This window comes from Bradyrhizobium sp. BRP20 (genome assembly GCF_020194215.1).
GTDB classification, from domain to species: domain Bacteria; phylum Pseudomonadota; class Alphaproteobacteria; order Rhizobiales; family Xanthobacteraceae; genus Bradyrhizobium; species Bradyrhizobium yuanmingense.
Window position 1 is genome coordinate 72,470 of the sequence record NZ_JADYVY010000022.1, and the last position, 16,815, is coordinate 89,284.

The following is a 16,815-nucleotide window of genomic DNA, read 5'->3' on the forward strand; positions in this document are numbered from 1 at the left end:
GTGACTATTCCAGCGTCTTCAGGTAGGACAGCAGGTCGTGGATCTGGTCCGGGCTGAGTTCGAAGGCCGGCATGTCGGCATGTCCGGTGGAGATCCCCTCGGCCAGCGCCTCACCAAGGCTGTTGATCGGATAGCGCCGATGCAGGTTGCGTAGCGGAGGCGCGATCTCCAACGGGCTCTTGGAGGCGCGGTCGATCGCGTGACAGCGTGCGCAATTGGCTCGGGCGAAAGCCTTGCCGCGTTGTTCGGCGGCCGGGGCCGCGAGCGCAGGCGTGATCAGAAGCAGCCCAATCAGGCCGTGACGCAGTGCGCTTTGCAGCATGGAATCATCCCGTCGAACCGTGGACGCAGAATAAGAGCGGGATGCCAGCCAAATTTGATCTGGGTCAATCGGCTGCGGCACGGTGCAGTAAAATGCAGCCGCGCGGTGGACTCGGCCTGACGTCGGGAGCGGCCGGCGTGGGGAGCGATGGATGAGGCCTTCCGTGGTCACGAGTGAGCCGAACGGACATCATTGCGACGATTGTGCCGTGCGTGGAGCGGCGGTCTGCTCGTCGCTCGATGCAGCCGAACTCCGGGAGTTCGAGCATCTCGGCCGCCGCGTCCATTTCGATTCGGGCGAGACCGTGTTTTCCGAGGAGGACATCACGACCTCGTTCTACAACGTCCTCGAAGGCGTCATGCGGCTGTACAAGCTGCTGCCTGACGGCCGGCGGCAGATCGTCGGCTTTGCCTTGCCCGGTGACTTCCTCGGGATGAATCTGTCCGGCCGGCACAATTTTTCGGCCGATGCGATCGGCGTGGTGAAAGTGTGCCAATTCCCAAAAGGGCCTTTCGGCCGTTTCATCGAAGACCGGCCGCAATTGCTCAGGCGCATCAACGAGCTGGCCATTCGCGAGTTGAGCCAGGCGCGCGACCATATGGTCCTGCTCGGCCGCCGCTCGGCCGACGAGAAGGTCGCGACCTTTCTGCTCGGCTGGCGTGAGCGGCTGGTCGCGCTCAACGGTCCGTCCGACATGGTCGCGCTTCCGATGAGCCGTCAGGACATCGCCGATTATCTCGGCCTGACCATCGAAACCGTCAGCCGCACCTTTACCAAGCTTGAGCGTCTCGGCGTGATCGAGATCATTCACGGCGGCATCAGCCTGCTCGATCCGGCCCGTGTCGAGGCCATGGCCGCAGCCTGACCTCATCTCCGGGACTCTCTCGGCAATTTGATCCCGATCAATGACGGCGGCCATGCCCCGCAAAATAATGCCGGAGACAAATCCGGGGGGATGATGCCTGCTGACGCGTTGCTGGTGACCGTTGTCGTCGTCGCGATCTTTGTGGTGTTCGCCGCAGTTCTGGCCTGGGCTGACCGGCAAACCAGGGCGGGTCGGCTTGATCCGGATTCCAGGCACTGAAGCCTTCTGCAGGTCCAGGTCCAGGTCCAGGTCCAGGTCCAAGTCCAAGTCCAAGTCCAAGTCCAAGTCTAGGTTTAGGTCCGAGTCCGGCGCGCCAGGGTCGATGCTCGCCTGGGCGGGCGCTGGCCCTCGGCAGCGTCTCGACGCAATCGCGGTTTGCGTAATCCGCAACTCTGCGTCGAAGAGGACGCATCGCCGCAGCTTTTGGCTGCTGACTTCCTCGTTACGGGCCTTTTCGTGGCATTTGCCTCAAATCGCGCGCGTGCTTTCCGGTTGAAATGCCTGGTAACGTTGACTACGCAGGAACTCAGTGCCTCGTAGTCTTAGGAGCCCCGCGGCGTGCCTCAGGACAAGACCGGCGATCCCCGACAACCGGCGGGCAACAAACTATCGGTCCTGCGCAAGCATCCGATCTTCGCGGATCTGGAGCCGGAAGCGCTCGATCAACTCTGCCGCTACGCCAAGCACACCACCGTCAAGCGTGGCGCGACGATCGCCGCCAAGGGCGATCCCGGCAACAGTCTGTTCGCGGTGATCGCGGGGACAGTCAAGATTTCCTCCTCATCGCCTGATGGGCGGAACGCTATTCTCAATCTGATCGGCCCCGGAGAAATCTTCGGCGAGATCGCCGTGCTCGACGGTGCGCCCAGGTCGGCGGATGCGACCGCAAATACCAATTGCGAGCTCTACGTCATCGATCGCCGGGACTTCCTGCCGTTCGTGAAGAGCCAGCCGGCGCTGGCGATGAAGTTCATCGAGCTGCTGTGCGCGCGTCTGCGCTGGACCAGTCAGCAGGTCGAGCAGGTGATCCTGCAGAATCTGCCGGGCCGGCTTGCCAGTGCACTGCTCGGTCTCACCGAAGAGCGCAAGCTGGATTCCGGCAGCGGCACGCTCGCCATCACGCAACAGGAGATCAGCGAGATGGTCGGGATGACGCGCGAGAGCATCAACAAGCAATTGCGCGCCTGGGCCGGCCGCAACTGGGTCCGCCTCGAGCACGGCGCCATCGTCGTGCTCGATACGGACGCGCTGCGCGAGCTCGCCGAGAGTGGCCTCGGCGGCGAGTGACGCCGTCGGCCTACGGTCGATGCTGGCGACCGCGCGGGGCCTCGATTGGAGGCGTCAAGTCACGGGCTAGCGACGTCGAGCCGGCCCGCCATACCCACCATAGTGCGAATTGCGCCAGAAATCGATCGATGCAAGTCTTGCATCGATCGATGCCGGATTTGGCTTGGACAGAGAATGCCGCCCGCCCTAGGGACGACATTGGCGCTTGACTTCACACCTGAAGCGGAGCGACCCAAGGCGGCCTGCAGCCGGGCCGACAACGATATAATCGATCTCAATCAACCCAGGAGGAAGCCCACATGAAGACGCTCACCGGTATCATCACAGCCGTTGCACTGGCGGTCTCAGCACCCCTGGCCACTGCACGCGATTTCCGCTCGGCTGACGTTCACCCCGCCGATTATCCGACCGTCGAGGCGGTCAAGTTCATGGGCCAGCAGCTCGCGGCGGCGAGCGGCGGCAAGCTTGGCGTGAAGGTGTTTCCGAACGGCGCCCTGGGCTCGGAGAAGGACACGATCGAGCAACTCAAGATCGGCGCGCTCGACATGATGCGGATCAACGCATCGCCGCTGAACAATTTCGTGCCCGAGACTATCGCGTTGTGTCTGCCCTTCGTCTTCAGGGACACGCAGCACATGCGCACCGTCCTCGACGGTCCGATCGGCGATGAGATCCTGGCAGCCATGGAGCCCGCGGGCCTGGTCGGCCTTGCCTATTACGACAGCGGCGCGCGCTCGGTCTATACCGTCAAGGGACCGGTCAAATCGCTGGCCGATCTGAAGGGCCTGAAGATCCGCGTCCAGCAATCCGACCTGTGGGTCGGCATGATCCAGAGCTTGGGGGCCAACCCGACGCCGATGCCCTATGGCGAGGTCTACACCGCGCTCAAGACCGGCCTCGTCGACGCTGCCGAGAACAACTGGCCGTCCTACGAATCCTCCCGGCACTTCGAAGCCGCCAAGTTCTACAACATCACCGAGCACTCCCTCGCGCCCGAAGTTCTCGTGATCTCGAAAAAGGTCTGGGACGCGCTGAGCAAGGAGGACCGGGCGATGGTCCGCAAGGCAGCCAAGGAATCGGTGCCCGTCATGCGCAAGCTCTGGGACGCGCGCGAGCAGGCCGCCCGCAAGACCGTCGAGGCCGCTGGCGTTCAGGTGGTCACGATCGGCAACAAGGCGGAGTTCGTCGATGCAATGAAGCCGGTCTACCAGAAGTTCGCCGGTAACGAGAAGCTGCAGAGCCTCGTCAAGCGCATCCAGGACACGAAGTAGGACAATTCGAAGCCGGGTCCGGCGTCGCCGCCAGGCGGCACCGGATCCCGTGAGGAGGCGCGGGATGACAGACCCACACGTCGCAAGTCACGAACAGGGGGCCGTAGCAACACGCCCGTCCACCGGCTTGCTGTCGCGGGTCAATGCCCCCATCGCGCGCCTTGGCATGTACCTGTCGGTGACAGGCCTGCTCGTCATCGTCGCCATCGTCTTCTACCAGGTGTTCGGACGTTACGTGCTCAACTCCAGCCCGACCTGGACGGAGAACCTGGCGCTGGTCCTGATCCTCTACGTCACGCTGATCGGCGCCGCCGTCGGCGTACGTGATGCCGGGCATATCGGCATGGACAGCCTGCTGGTCATGCTCCCCGATCACGCGCGGGAGAAGATCGAGATCGTGATCCACGTTCTGGTCGCCGGGTTCGGCCTCGCCATGGCCTATAACGGCTGGGTCCTCGGCGCGTCGGTGGGCACCGTGAAGATCCCCAATCTCGGCCTGCCCGAGGTGATCCGCTACGTGCCGCTGTTCGCCTCCGGCGTCCTGATCGTTTCGTTTTCCATCGAGCACATCATTGCTCTCCTGCGCGGCGAAGAGGTCGTCCCCTCATGGAACTGATCATCCTCGGCGCCACCTTCTTCGGCTTTCTGATCCTCGGCGTACCGGTCGCCTTCGCGATCGGCCTGTCGGCCATCTGCACCATCCTCTACGAAGGCCTGCCGGTCGCCGTCATCTTCCAGCAGATGATGTCGGGGATGAACATCTTCTCCTTCCTCGCCATTCCGTTCTTCGTCTTCAGCGGTGAGCTGATGCTGCATGGCGGCGTGGCCGACAAGATCGTGCAACTCGCCAAGAATCTCGTCGGGCACATCCGCGGCGGGCTCGGCATGTCGAACGTGGTCGCGTGCACGCTGTTCGGCGGCGTCTCCGGCTCGCCCGTGGCCGACGTGTCGGCGATGGGCGCGGTGATGATCCCGATGATGAAGAAGGAGGGATACGACACCGACTACGCCGTCAACGTCACCACCCACGCCTCGCTCGTGGGCGCCCTGATGCCGACCAGCCACAACATGATCATCTATGCACTCGCGGCCGGCGGCAAGGTCTCGATCGGCGCGCTGATTGCGGCCGGCCTGCTGCCGGCGCTGGTGCTGATGGTCTGCATGTTGGTTGCCGCCTACGCGGTCGCGGTGAAGCGCGGTTATCCCGCCGGCAAATTCCCGGGCTGGGCCGAGGTGGTCCGCTCGCTGGCGGCCGCGGTGCCTGGGCTTCTGATCGTCGTCATCATCCTGGCCGGCATCCTGTCCGGCGTCTTCACGGCAACCGAATCGGCGGCCATCGCCGTCACCTACTCGATCCTGCTGACTTTCTTCATCTATCGCACCATGACCTGGGGCAACTTCCTGCGCGCCGCCGCCAAGGCGGTGAAGACGACCGGGGTGGTGCTGCTGCTGATCGGCGTCTCCACCATGTTCCAGTACCTGATGGGACTTTACGAGGTGGCGGATCTCGCCGGCGCGATGATGAACAAGTTGTCGACGCAGCCCTGGGTGATCTTCCTGCTCATCAACATCATCCTGTTCGTGCTCGGCACGTTCATGGACATGGCGGCAACGATCCTGATCTGCACCCCGATCTTCCTGCCGATCGCGATGAAGGCGGGCATGGACCCGGTGCAGTTCGGCATGCTGATGCTGATCAATTGCGCCCTCGGGCTCAACACGCCGCCGGTCGGAACGACGCAATTCGTCGGCTGCGCCATCGGCGGCATCTCGGTCGGCGCGGTGATGCGCACCATCCTGCCGTTCTATGCTGCGCTCATCGCAGCACTGATGTTCGTGACCTACGTCCCTGCATTCTCGTTGTGGCTGCCGCGCCTCTTGATGGGCTACAAGGGCTAGCAGCACCAGGGAGACATCGCCAGTGACGGACTATCGCAAGCTCTTCGATCTCACCGGCAAGACCGCGCTCGTGCTCGGCGCCGCATCCGGCATCGGCAAATCGTCGGCCGAAGCGCTTGCGGGTCTCGGTGCCCGGGTTGTCTGCGCCGATCGTGCGCTCGACGCAGCGGAGGCGACGGCCGTCGGCATTCGCGACAAGGGCGGCTGGGCGGAAGCAGCTGGCTGCGACGCCGCAAGCGCCGCGGATGTCAATGCGCTGGCCCAAACCGTGATGCAGAAGTTTCCGCGGCTCGACATCGCCGTGACGACGCCTGGTCTCAACATCCGCAAGACCATCCTCGACTACACCGAGGAGGATCTCGACCGCGTCCTCACCCTCAACGTCAAGGGCACGGTCTTTTTCTTCCAGGCCTTCGGCCGCATCATGGTTGCGCAGAAGGGCGGCAGCATCATCGCCTGCTCCTCGGTTCGCGCGGTGACCATCGAGCCCGGCCTCGGCATCTACGGCTCGACCAAGGCGGCGATCGGCCTGCTGGTGAAGGGCTTTGCCTCCGAGGTCGGGCACGCCGGCGTGCGCGTCAATGCGATCGCCCCGAGCATCGCCGAGACCGCGCTGACCGGCCCTTTCAAGCAGCGCCCCGACATCTACAATCTCTACGCCGGCCACACCGTGTTCAACCGCTGGAGCAGCGCCGACGAGGTCGCGACCGCCGTCGCCTATCTCGCCTCGGATGCCGCAAGCTATGTCAGCGGCAGCACGCTGTTCGTCGACGGCGGCTGGACCGCCGTCGACGGCCCGCCGACCGGTCTCACCCAGTTGCACAAATAGCAAAGGATGTAGCTCGGGTTGCGCTTGCACGTCGCGCGGCTCACTGGCAGGCCTCCTTCGCAACCGCAGCAGGAAGCTCCGGCGCGCGCGGCTTGAGCAAATCGCATGGGGCTTGCCGGATAAATGCGCTCGGCTGGCCGGTATTTTGGTGTTACGAACTGGGACATGAACCAGCACGCCAAAATCAACGCGAAGATCGAGATCCGCCATTCGACCTGTCCGCATGATTGCCCCTCGGCCTGCGCCCTCGATGTCGAGGTGGTCGAAGGCCGCAGCATCGGCCGCGTCCGCGGTTCGAAGAAGCAGACCTACACCGCCGGCGTCGTCTGCGCCAAGGTCGCCCGCTATGCCGAGCGCATCCATCATCCCGAGCGGCTGATCTATCCGCTGCGCCGCACCGGCCCCAAGGGTTCAGGTCAGTTCGCGCGGATCTCCTGGGACGAGGCGCTGGACGAGATCGGGCACCGATTCAATGCGGCCGAGCGCGAGTTCGGTGCGGAATCGATCTGGCCCTATTACTACGCGGGGACGATGGGGCTCGTGATGCGCGACGGGCTCAACCGTCTCACGCATGTGAAGAAATATTCGCGCTTCTACCAGACCATCTGTGCCAATGTTGCGCGCATCGGCTTTGCAATCGGCACCGGCAAGATCGCCGGCGTCGACCCGCGCGAGATGGCGCTGTCCGATCTCGTCGTGATCTGGGGCACCAATCCCGTCAACACTCAGGTCAACGTGATGACGCACGCCTCGCGCGCCCGCAAGGAGCGCGGCGCGAAGATCGCGGCGGTCGACATCTACGACAACGAGACCATGAAGCAGGCCGACATCAGGATCATCCTGCGGCCCGGCACCGACGGCGCCTTCGCCTGCGGCGTCATGCATGTCCTGTTCCGCGACGGCTACGCCGACCGAGCCTACATGGATAAGTATACCGATTGCCCCGCCGAGCTCGAGGCGCATCTGAAGTCGCGCACGCCGGAATGGGCCTCGGCGATTTGCGGCGTTCCGGTGTCGGAGATCGAGGCTTTCGCCAAGGCCGTCGGCGAGACCAAGCGGACCTTCTTCCGTCTCGGCTATGGCTTCACCCGCTCGCGCAACGGCGCGACGCAGATGCATGCGGCGCTGTGCATTCCCGCGGTGACCGGCGCTTGGCAGTATGAAGGCGGCGGCGCCTTCTTCAACAATTACGCGCTGTGGCACTTCAACGAATCCATCATCGAAGGCCACGACGCGATCGACAAGGCCACCCGCGCGCTCGACCAGTCGCAGATCGGACGCATCCTCACCGGCGATGCCGAAGCTTTGCAGGGCAAGGGTCCGGTCAAGGCGATGCTGATCCAGAACACCAATCCGATGACGGTGGCGCCGGAGCAGGCGCTGGTCCGGCAGGGCTTCGCGCGCGAGGATCTGTTCGTGGCGGTGCACGAGCAGTTCATGACCGAGACGGCGCAGAAGGCTGACATCGTGCTGCCGGCGACCATGTTCATGGAGCATGACGACCTCTATTACGGCGGCGGTCATCAGCACATCTCGGTCGGGCCGAAGCTGATCGACCCGCCGGGCGAGTGCCGCTCCAACCACGAGGTGTTGCAGGCGCTGGCGCCGCGGCTGGGCGCCAGGCATCCGGGCTTCGAGATGAGCCCGCGCGAATTGATCGACGCGACGCTGAAGCTGAGCAATCATGGCGACATCGCGGGCCTCGAAGCCGACATCTGGCGCGACCTGCAGCCGGATTTCCGCACCTCGCATTATCTCGACGGCTTCGCTCACGCCGACGGCAAGTTCCATTTCAAAGCCGACTGGGCGCATCCGCCGTTCGGCGTGACCATGGGCGATGTCGACACGATGCCCGATCTGCCGGACCATTGGGCGGTGATCGAGCACGCCGACCAGGCCCATCCGTTCCGGCTTGCGACCAGCCCGTCGCGCAGCTTCCTCAACACGACCTTCAACGAGACACCGTCCTCGCAGGCGCGCGAGGGCCGGGCCAGCGTGATGATCCACCCGTTAGATGCCGCCGCGCTCGGCATCGCCGATGGCGATGCGGTGACGCTCGGCAACGGCCGCGGCGAGACCACGCTGATCGCGACGCTGTTCGAGGGCGTGCGGCGCGGTGTCCTGATCGCCGAATCCGTTCATCCCAACAGCAACCATATCGGCGGCCGCGGCATCAACACGTTGACGGGCGCAGATACGATCGCGCCGATCGGCGGCGCGGCGTTCCACGATAATAAAGTCTGGATCAGGAAGGCGGCCTCAGCTCAAGGCGTGCACTCCGTGACGCCGTAGCCCGCGAATTCCTTTGCAATGTTCGGGTTCATCGACTTCGCCTGCGCGATATCGGTGGCGCCGTCGCCGCCGCTTCTGCGCGCAGCGATGCCGCGGCCGAACAGCGAGGACGAGGAGCGCGGGTTGCGCTGGATCGCGTCGGTATAATCCTTGATCGCCTCGGCATTGCGCCCGAGCTTGAGGTTGACGAGCCCGCGGCTGTCGAGTGCATCGCTCAAGCCCGGGTTGATCTGGAGCGCCAGATTGCAGTCGGCGAGCGCGCCTTGCGGGTCGCCCGTCGCAGCCCGGCTCCAGCAGCGGTTGTTTAGGGCTTCCGCGTCCTTGGGCGCGCGGCGGAGCACCGCGTCGAAATCCTGTATCGCGAGCGCATAGGCGCGCTTGATCGCGTAGACCTGGCCGCGTTTGTAGCGCGAGGTGACATCGTTGGCGTTGACGGTGATCCTGCGGCTGAGATCGGCGAGGACGGGATCTCGTGCCAGTTCGTCCGCATTCGGGGCGGGCTCCGCCTGCGGTACCTCGCAGACCGGCTTTTGCGGCTCGGGTGTCTGCACCTGTGGCTTGGCCGCGTCGTCCCGCGGCCGCGTCGCCGGGCTTGCGAACGAGAACTCCGTCGTCAGCGAGGAGGACAGCCAGGGCACCTGTTCGCGGTTGGTGGCGGCAACCACGCCGTTCTTGGTGTTGGTCAGGGCCTGCTCGGCGCTGATGTTCGGCGCGCGCATTTCGCGCAGCAGCTCGGCGACAAAGAGGCTGCGATCGGTCTTGCCGGTCGCCGTGACCGCGCCGAGCGCGGCGGAGTAGAGCACCAGCGTATTGCTCGGTGCGATCGCCGGCGCCAGACCGGCCGAATGGCGGCGGAAGCGCCGCTCGAACGGATTGCGGCGGGAGGCGTCGATCAGCGCGATCTTGATCGCGGCACCGCGCGTGTTCATCTCGGCGAGGATGGCGTCGAGGCTGAAGCCGTCGCGCGAGACGTCCGGCTCGGTCCAGATCTGGGCGTCGACCGGCAGCAGATAGGTCTGACGGTTGGACTGGATGGCAAAGCCGTCGAAGAAGATCAGCGCCACCGCGCCGCGCTCGATGCGGTCGTAGAAGCGGCCCAGCACCTGCCGCATGGCATCCCCGGTGAGATTGCTCTGCCTGTCGACGACGAAGCCGCCGCGCTTCAATTCCTCGGCGACGTCCTGGGCATCGTTGGCGACCTCGCTCAGGACGAACTCATTGTCGGGATATTTCGCGTTGCCGATCACCAGCGCGATCTTCGCGGCGTCGGCCGCATGGCATGCGGCGCCGCCGCTCAGCACGACCAATCCTGCCAGCAACAACATCAATGCGGCGCGCATGAAATGGCTCATCGGTGATCAAATCTCCGGTCAGGATAACGCGCGCAAGCCCCAGTTCAATCGCGAAGCGAAGTTGCGCCCACACGCTATGGTGAGGCGACCCTGCAGATTGCCCTTGCGCGCGCCGCCGGTCCTGCCGCAAATGGGTGCAAAACGGGACCAAGCGAGCGAGCATGTCATGACAGACAACACAGCCGTCATCACCGAGAAGCGCGGGCAGGCGTTCTGGATCACCATCAACCGGCCGGAGAAACGCAACGCGCTGAACGGCGAGGTCATCGCCGGGATCACAAGAGCCTATCGCGACGCGCATGAGGACAAGGACGTCCGTGTCATCGTGCTGACGGGCGCGGGCGACAAGGCGTTCTGCGCGGGCGCCGACTTGCAGAATTCCGGCGCGGCTTTCGCGATGGATCATTCCAAACCAAATGTCGACTATGCTGATCTGTTACGTTTGTCACAGAACGCCACCAAGCCCGCGATTGCGCGCCTCAGTGGTGTCTGCATGGCCGGCGGCATGGGCCTTCTGTGCATGACCGACATGGCGGTTGCGGCCGATCACGTCGTCTTCGGCCTGCCGGAGGTGAAGGTCGGCGTGTTCCCGATGCAGGTGCTGAGCCTGCTGCAGCGCATCGCTCCGCCCCGTCTCGTCAACGAATGGGCGCTCACGGGCGAGCCGTTCGACGCCAGGGCCGCGCAAGGAGCGGGCCTGCTCAACTATGTCGTGCCTGCCGCCGAGCTCGATGCCAAGGTCGACTGGCTGATCGGCCGCATCGTCGACAAATCGCCGACCGCGATCCGCCGCGGCAAATACGCCATGCGCGCGATCGCCTCGATGTCGTTCGACGAGAGCATCGCCTACACCGAAAGCCAGATCGCGCTGCTCGCGATGACCGAGGACGCCAAGGAAGGGCTGAAGGCGTTCAGCGAAAAGAGGAAGCCAGTCTGGACAGGAAAATAGTGAATATTCAGCGCGTTTGGGTAGACTTGTAGCCGCTAATGCATCTATTCCAAGGGAGGGTTGACGTTCAGCCGAATCAGAAGTGATCTTGTCCGCTCCAGCCGGCGTTTCTTTGTGGCTGTGATCAGCTGTTTGCCGGTGCGCTTGGCGTAGGTCGGCAGTTGGCGGCTCGACCGATGACGACCCGCGGCACGCAGTTCCGCATCTGTGAGATCGCTCTCGGCGCCTTCGGTGAACCCTCCGTGCCGGAATGAAGTAAACGACAGTTCCTGACGAAGGCCAGCTTCTACGACTATCTTCTTGACCACGCTGCGCAGATACCGCAGGTCTTTGCGTGGGGTAATCCATGGAAGCGGGGTTGCCGACTGGCGATGCGCGTGGTCACGCCGGAATACCAGGCCCGAGGGTGAATTCTTTGAGATATTGTCGAGCTCGGCCATAAGTTCAGGAAACAGAGCGGCCCCTGTTTCATCGAACAATGGCCACCAAGCTTCCTCCCCATTTTTTGGATGCACGATCCTAACGCTGTTTGGTCGTTCGCTTGGGCGATAGTGCGAAATGTCGAAGGCGCCAAACACGTGCTGCTCTCGTTGCAACCATTCCCATGACAACAAAGCCGCAGTTGCTATCGAATGATAGTCGAGCCGTTTCGCGGCAGCCCTGAACGCGACAAGTTCATCCCAGGTCGCAGTCGGAGTAGGCCTTAATGGTCGTCCGGGCGCACGAGATTTTAGTCCCATACGTGAAAATGGATTGCTTGCCGGCACGATCTTTTCCTGGGCACGCTGGCCAACGAACCAGGCCCGCCGGCAGCACGCCATCGCCATGTTTGCATAACGGCGACGCTCCCTAACCGTCGCATGTCCATTGCTGTCCACCTTTGATACGACCAGCAGCTTCCCATAAACTGCATCGACGAAGGCTTTCGTGAAGTCGTTCAATTGCTTTGAACCCGCCCGACTTCCATCTTTTAGCTCATGATTGGCGAAGAGCGCGAGACTACGCCTGTACAGACGTTGGGTACTACTGTCGAGTTCGCTCCATTTCTGATGGCGTTGGTAGACGCCCACTAACCAATCGAACGTGCCTGGTTCGGGAGAGACGAGCATCACGTCACTGTAGTCTCGTGAGCGCCAACTGTCGAACGCGGGCAAGAGAATTGTCACGACCCGCTCGACGGCACTGGCGTAATCGCTTCCCAGCGCTTCAGGGCGTAGATTGCAGCCCTGTCGACGAGCCCAAATTGGCGGCTCGAAATAATAGGCCATCCTATTGTTCGCCAATAATTTGCGCCTGAAATATCGAGGCGTTGGTGCGGAATGAGGCGGCATCATACAAGGCATAGGAGATCTTCCCGTCCTTTGAGATCTATTGTCCCGATAGGCACTGCAAATTGATCCATAATCGCCTTTGACCAAACTGGCTGCCGTAGCCGTCCTGTTCCGCGGCGGCCGACGGGCGGCGGAGCCTCTCCTCGTGCGATTGCACGCGCTAGTTCGCGGGTGTCCTGGAAATCCAGATAGGCTGCGGCCATGTCCGCTCTCATCAGCGCGGGCCAAGCTCCAGCACGTGGATAGCGAGCTGGCAGGGTGCCGGTCGGAGAAATTGGACCATCTGGCGTCACTTGTCCCCGCGATGAAGATGAGCTGAATGTGCAGGAGGCCGCCGCTCGAACTCGACTCTCCAGATTACTCTCGTCTTACGGTCCGCCAGGTAAGACTGGGTACGGAACATGCGGGGTCTTTTACAATGAAAGGGGCGTGCGCACTACTGTGCGGCACGGCTCAGCGGCGATAGGCTAGATTTGCGCGCAAAAAGGATGCCTTGGAAGGGCAAGACTAGCGGATAACCGAGTTTAGTCGAAGAAGTGCAAGAAGTGGAAGCAGTCATGTTTTCTCGGTACGCAGTCGCTTGGGACCGTTAGGAGGCAGCCAACTGCTTTGGCCGTATTATCAGTGGCTTTTCCGATAAGATTCACTGGAAAGCTCGGTATTAAAGGTGTTTGAGCGATTCTTTTGTCGGAATGTGGGGCCCCCTAAGCGATGGATGGCTGCTTCGAGCCTGTGGTTAGTCGGTTTCTTTTCGACCTGCCCGATGGTTGTCGGCAATGACCGCGTAGTTGGAGATGAGCCGGCTGCCGCTTCCGCTGGGCTACCGGCGCGCGACGAGAAAGTCGGCGGGCCGGTTCAACGCGTTTCCAACCGGAGTCGGCGCCGAAGCAGATGAGCTGTTGTTCCATGCCGCAGGTCAAGATCTGCGATTCGCAGGCGAATAGACTGTTTTCGCTTGCGCGCGTGCGGCCAGGGCCGCACCGGGCTCTCGTGAACCGAGCCGCGCAGCGTCTCGGCCTTGCGGCTTCGATCCCTCGCGCTAGAGCTTTGGTGCTCCTCGCCGGGGGCACTCGGGAAAGGGGCTCGCCTGCGGCGATCGCTATCACTGCCCCGTTCCCGGGTGCCGCTATTGAACCGGTCTCGTCGCTGCACTCGGACCCGCGTGCCCCTTCGGGTCGCTATGCTCACGCTCTCCGGGTGCCATTTTCCATTGCGGCGCTGCGCCCTTGGGCGCACGCCTGATCGCGAATGAGGCCCTCGGTAGATGGTGCAAGGGCTGAGAGTAAGAGTGCAGGCTGGTTTTTCCGTGACGGGTTACAAGTTGCGAGAGAGGCTCGCGGCGCCGTCGCGGAGACCCGCGATGTCAAACACTACTGCTCGCGCGCGCGTCGGCCAGGACCGGGCAACCCTCTATAACGAAATTACCGACAAGATCATTGCGGAGCTTGAGGCCGGACGCGTCCCCTGGGTTCAGCCCTGGGGTACGTCCGCGGCGAAAGCGCCGCTGGCCATGCCGAAAAATGCGTCGACTAACCGGCAATACAGCGGTGTTAACATCCTCATTCTCTGGGGAGCCGTGATCGAAGGCGGATTTTCCGGTCAAAGTTGGCTCACTTTCCGCCAGGCGCTCTCGCTTGGTGGTCACGTTCGCAAAGGAGAGCGCGGTACCACCGTTGTCTACGCGGATCGTTTCGTGCCGAATGACGAAAAGCGACGCGCCGCCGAGACCGGCGAAGATGCGCAGGCAATTCCATTCCTCAAACGCTTTACCGTTTTCAACACCGATCAGTGCGAAGATCTGCCCGGTGGTATTGCCACAGCTGCGCCGCCCCCGCCGGCAGGCCTCATCGAACCCACGGTCGAAGCCCTGATCAAGGCCAGCGGAATTCCATTCCGGATTGGTGGAGATCGCGCATTCTATGCAACCGCCGAAGACTATGTTCAGGTCCCACCGCCGCAGGCGTATTTCGAACCCATCAACTGGCACCGCACTGCGTTGCATGAGCTCGGTCATGCGACAGGGCACCCCTCGCGTCTCAACCGCGACCAGAGCGGATCCTACGGTACGAAGAAATATGCCTTCGAAGAACTGGTCGCCGAGTTGAGCTCCGCGTTCAGCTGCGCGTCGCTCGGGATCGTCCCGACTGTGCGCCACGCCGACTATATTGGCTCCTGGCTTGAAGTCCTGCGCGAAGACAATCGGGCCATCGTGCGGGCCGCCTCGCAGGCGAGCAAGGCCGCGGACTATTTGCTCGGGTTCGTTTCCGGGTCCATTGAGTCCGCGTCGCTGGATTCGATTGTGGCCGATCACGAGGCGGCGTGATGCTTGGCCTCGCGCGAGAGTGAGAGGGGGGAGGCCGTTCGCGACGGGTTGGAAGCCGAGAGAGAGTCTCACGGCCGCCCGTCGTGGAGAGCCAAAATGACGAAAGCCGTACAAAAGATCACGCTGTCGCCGTCCCGGGACATTCCCTTCAACAAGCTCGTGCTCAGCCAGTCGAACGTTCGCCGCGTCAAGGCCGGTGTCTCGATCGAGCAGCTAGCCGAGAGCATCGCGCAGCGTACGCTTCTGCAAAGTCTGAGCGTCCGAGCCGTCGTTGACGCAGATGGCAACGAGACCGGCATGTTCGAGGTGCCGGCAGGCGGCAGGCGCTATCGGGCTCTCGAGCTCCTGGTGAAACAGAAGCGGATGTCCAAGACGCAGGCGGTGCCGTGCGTCGTCCGCGAAGGGGGCATCGCCGAGGATGACTCGGTGGCGGAGAACGACGAGCGGGTCGGCCTGCATCCACTGGATCAGTTTCGGGCCTTCCAGACGCTCCGCGACCTCGGCATGAGCGAGGAAGACATCGCCGCCCGGCACTTCGTGAACCCTGCGATCGTGAAGCAGCGGCTGCGGCTGGCGTCGGTGTCGCCGAAGCTGCATGAGGTCTATGCCGAAGACGGCATGACTCTCGAGCAGCTCATGGCGTTCTCGGTCACGGCCGATCACGACCGTCAGGAGCAAGTCTGGGAGAATGTCAGCCGTTCCGGCTATGACGAGCCTTACCAGATCCGGCGCTTGCTCACCGAGAACACCGTACGCGGGTCCGATCGCCGCGCCCAATTTGTGGGCCTTGATGCCTATCAGAACGCGGGTGGCGGCGTTCTGCGGGATTTGTTCGAGCACGACGACGGCGGCTGGCTTCAGGACGTCATGTTGCTCGACCGCCTCGTGACCGAAAAGCTCAAAGCCGAAGCTGAGACGATCGCGGCCGAAGGCTGGAAGTGGATCTCGGTCGCCGTAGAGTTTTCTTACGGTCACACCCAAGGCCTAAGAGAAATCGGGGGCAGACCTGTCGATCTCTCGCCTGAGGAGCAGGCCACTATCGATGCGCTGAACGCCGAGCAGGCCAAGCTCGAAACCGATTACCAGGATGCCGACGAATTGCCCGACGAAGTCGATCAGCGTCTCGGCGAAATCGAAGCGGCACTGGCGGCATTCGAAGACCGGCCGATGCACTACGAACCGACCGAGATCGCCCGAGCTGGTGCCTTCATCAGCATCAACTCCGAAGGACGCCTCTCCGTGGATCGGGGTTACGTTCGGCCAGAGGACGAGGTGCCGGCAACTGATTGTGACGTCGGGCAGGATGCCGGTGCGTTGTCGACCGAAGGTCAAGAAGAGGGCGCTTCCGTTCAGCGGACGGTGATCGCGGTCGCGGGTAGTGCTCCCGATGCTGAAGAAGATGATGAGGATGCGGCCAGGCCTCTGCCGGATCGGCTGATCACCGAGCTGACAGCGCATCGTACACTGGCACTGCGCGATGCGCTGGCAGAAAACCCTGCGATCGCATTCCAGGCGGTGCTGCATAACTTCGTGCTGACGGCCTTTTACCGGTTCGCATCGTCCGGGAGCTGTCTTGAAATCGGCCTTCGCACGCCGAACTTCCCTGCTCAAGCTCCGGGGCTGAGGGAGAGCGCGTCCGCGAAGGCCGTCGAGGCGCGCCATGAGTCCTGGAAGGCGCGGTTGCCGAAGAGCGAGAGCGATCTATGGGATGCGCTAACGGCCCTCGATGGTGGTGCACAGGCGTCGCTGTTCGCCCACTGTGCATCTTTTGCGGTCAATGCGGTCTATGAGCCGGCCAATCGCTACAATCAGGCTCGCGTCTCAGCACACGGCGTCCGCGCGCGTCTCGACCAAGCTGATGTGCTGGCGCGGGCGGTCGGGTTAGACATGGTGCAGGCAGGGTGGAAGCCCTCCGTCGACAACTATCTCGGCCGCGTCACCAAGCCGCGCATTCTGGAGGCCGTACGGGAAGCAAGGGGAGAATCTTCCGCGCAGCTGATCGCCCACTTGAAGAAGGCCGACATGGCCAAAGAGGCCGAACGTCTTCTCGATGGTTCGGGCTGGTTGCCGGAACCGCTGCGTCTCGTCGATCCTC

General features: G+C 63.0%; 14 protein-coding genes. 11 read left to right on the plus strand and 3 right to left on the minus strand.

Annotated features, from left to right (window positions below; translation table 11 throughout):
* Window positions 1-4: 4 nt before the first annotated feature.
* Window positions 5-322: a cytochrome c gene (locus tag I6F33_RS33450; RefSeq protein WP_225145364.1), complete on the minus strand. Its 318-nt coding sequence runs from the start codon at window positions 320-322 to the stop codon at window positions 5-7.
* Between the two features lie 151 nt (window positions 323-473).
* Between I6F33_RS33450 and I6F33_RS33455 the strand changes: the two genes are divergently transcribed.
* The 8 genes from I6F33_RS33455 to I6F33_RS33490 all read left to right on the plus strand — a co-directional run bounded on the left by I6F33_RS33455 (window position 474) and on the right by I6F33_RS33490 (window position 8,765).
* The gene (locus tag I6F33_RS33455) at window positions 474-1,187 is read left to right on the plus strand and encodes a helix-turn-helix domain-containing protein (protein WP_225111933.1); all 714 of its coding nucleotides are present in this window, start codon (window positions 474-476) and stop codon (window positions 1,185-1,187) included.
* A gap of 27 nt (window positions 1,188-1,214) precedes the next feature.
* On the plus strand, window positions 1,215-1,406 hold the full coding sequence (locus I6F33_RS33460; protein WP_225145365.1) for a hypothetical protein: 192 nt from the start codon (window positions 1,215-1,217) through the stop codon (window positions 1,404-1,406).
* Window positions 1,407-1,745: 339 nt separating this feature from the next.
* Window positions 1,746-2,474, plus strand: coding sequence for a Crp/Fnr family transcriptional regulator (locus tag I6F33_RS33465; protein ID WP_036007486.1), 729 nt, complete (start codon window positions 1,746-1,748; stop codon window positions 2,472-2,474).
* A 299-nt stretch (window positions 2,475-2,773) separates the two neighbouring features.
* Window positions 2,774-3,745, plus strand: a complete 972-nt coding sequence (locus I6F33_RS33470; protein WP_225145366.1) for a TRAP transporter substrate-binding protein — start codon at window positions 2,774-2,776, stop codon at window positions 3,743-3,745.
* Window positions 3,746-3,809: 64 nt separating this feature from the next.
* Window positions 3,810-4,361, plus strand: coding sequence for a TRAP transporter small permease (locus I6F33_RS33475; protein WP_225145367.1), 552 nt, complete (start codon window positions 3,810-3,812; stop codon window positions 4,359-4,361).
* Window positions 4,352-5,644, plus strand: a complete 1,293-nt coding sequence (locus tag I6F33_RS33480) for a TRAP transporter large permease (protein ID WP_225145368.1) — start codon at window positions 4,352-4,354, stop codon at window positions 5,642-5,644. The genes I6F33_RS33475 and I6F33_RS33480 overlap by 10 nt, the downstream gene beginning before the upstream one ends.
* 22 nt (window positions 5,645-5,666) lie before the next feature.
* The gene (locus tag I6F33_RS33485) at window positions 5,667-6,473 is read left to right on the plus strand and encodes an SDR family oxidoreductase (protein WP_225145369.1); all 807 of its coding nucleotides are present in this window, start codon (window positions 5,667-5,669) and stop codon (window positions 6,471-6,473) included.
* A 165-nt stretch (window positions 6,474-6,638) separates the two neighbouring features.
* Window positions 6,639-8,765, plus strand: coding sequence for a molybdopterin oxidoreductase family protein (locus I6F33_RS33490; RefSeq protein WP_225145370.1), 2,127 nt, complete (start codon window positions 6,639-6,641; stop codon window positions 8,763-8,765).
* On the opposite strand, the gene I6F33_RS33495 is transcribed toward I6F33_RS33490, so the two are convergent.
* Complete coding sequence (locus I6F33_RS33495) at window positions 8,738-10,117, minus strand: caspase family protein (protein WP_225145371.1); 1,380 nt, start codon at window positions 10,115-10,117, stop codon at window positions 8,738-8,740. The two genes, I6F33_RS33490 and I6F33_RS33495, sit on opposite strands and share 28 nt — an antisense overlap.
* 166 nt (window positions 10,118-10,283) lie before the next feature.
* Here I6F33_RS33495 and I6F33_RS33500 point away from each other — a divergent pair, with 166 nt between their 5' ends.
* Window positions 10,284-11,066 (plus strand): enoyl-CoA hydratase/isomerase family protein, encoded by a 783-nt coding sequence (locus tag I6F33_RS33500; RefSeq protein ID WP_225145372.1) that lies wholly within the window; start codon window positions 10,284-10,286, stop codon window positions 11,064-11,066.
* 44 nt (window positions 11,067-11,110) lie between these two features.
* Here I6F33_RS33500 and I6F33_RS33505 read toward each other — a convergent pair whose 3' ends face one another.
* On the minus strand, window positions 11,111-12,334 hold the full coding sequence (locus I6F33_RS33505) for a hypothetical protein (protein ID WP_225145373.1): 1,224 nt from the start codon (window positions 12,332-12,334) through the stop codon (window positions 11,111-11,113).
* 1,423 nt (window positions 12,335-13,757) lie between these two features.
* On the opposite strand from I6F33_RS33505, the gene I6F33_RS33510 reads away from it, so the two are divergent.
* Both I6F33_RS33510 and I6F33_RS33515 read left to right on the plus strand, forming a co-directional pair.
* The gene (locus tag I6F33_RS33510) at window positions 13,758-14,720 is read left to right on the plus strand and encodes an ArdC family protein (protein WP_225145374.1); all 963 of its coding nucleotides are present in this window, start codon (window positions 13,758-13,760) and stop codon (window positions 14,718-14,720) included.
* 96 nt (window positions 14,721-14,816) lie between these two features.
* The coding region (locus I6F33_RS33515; protein WP_225145375.1) for a ParB/RepB/Spo0J family partition protein at window positions 14,817-16,815 on the plus strand (1,999 nt) is incomplete at its 3' end.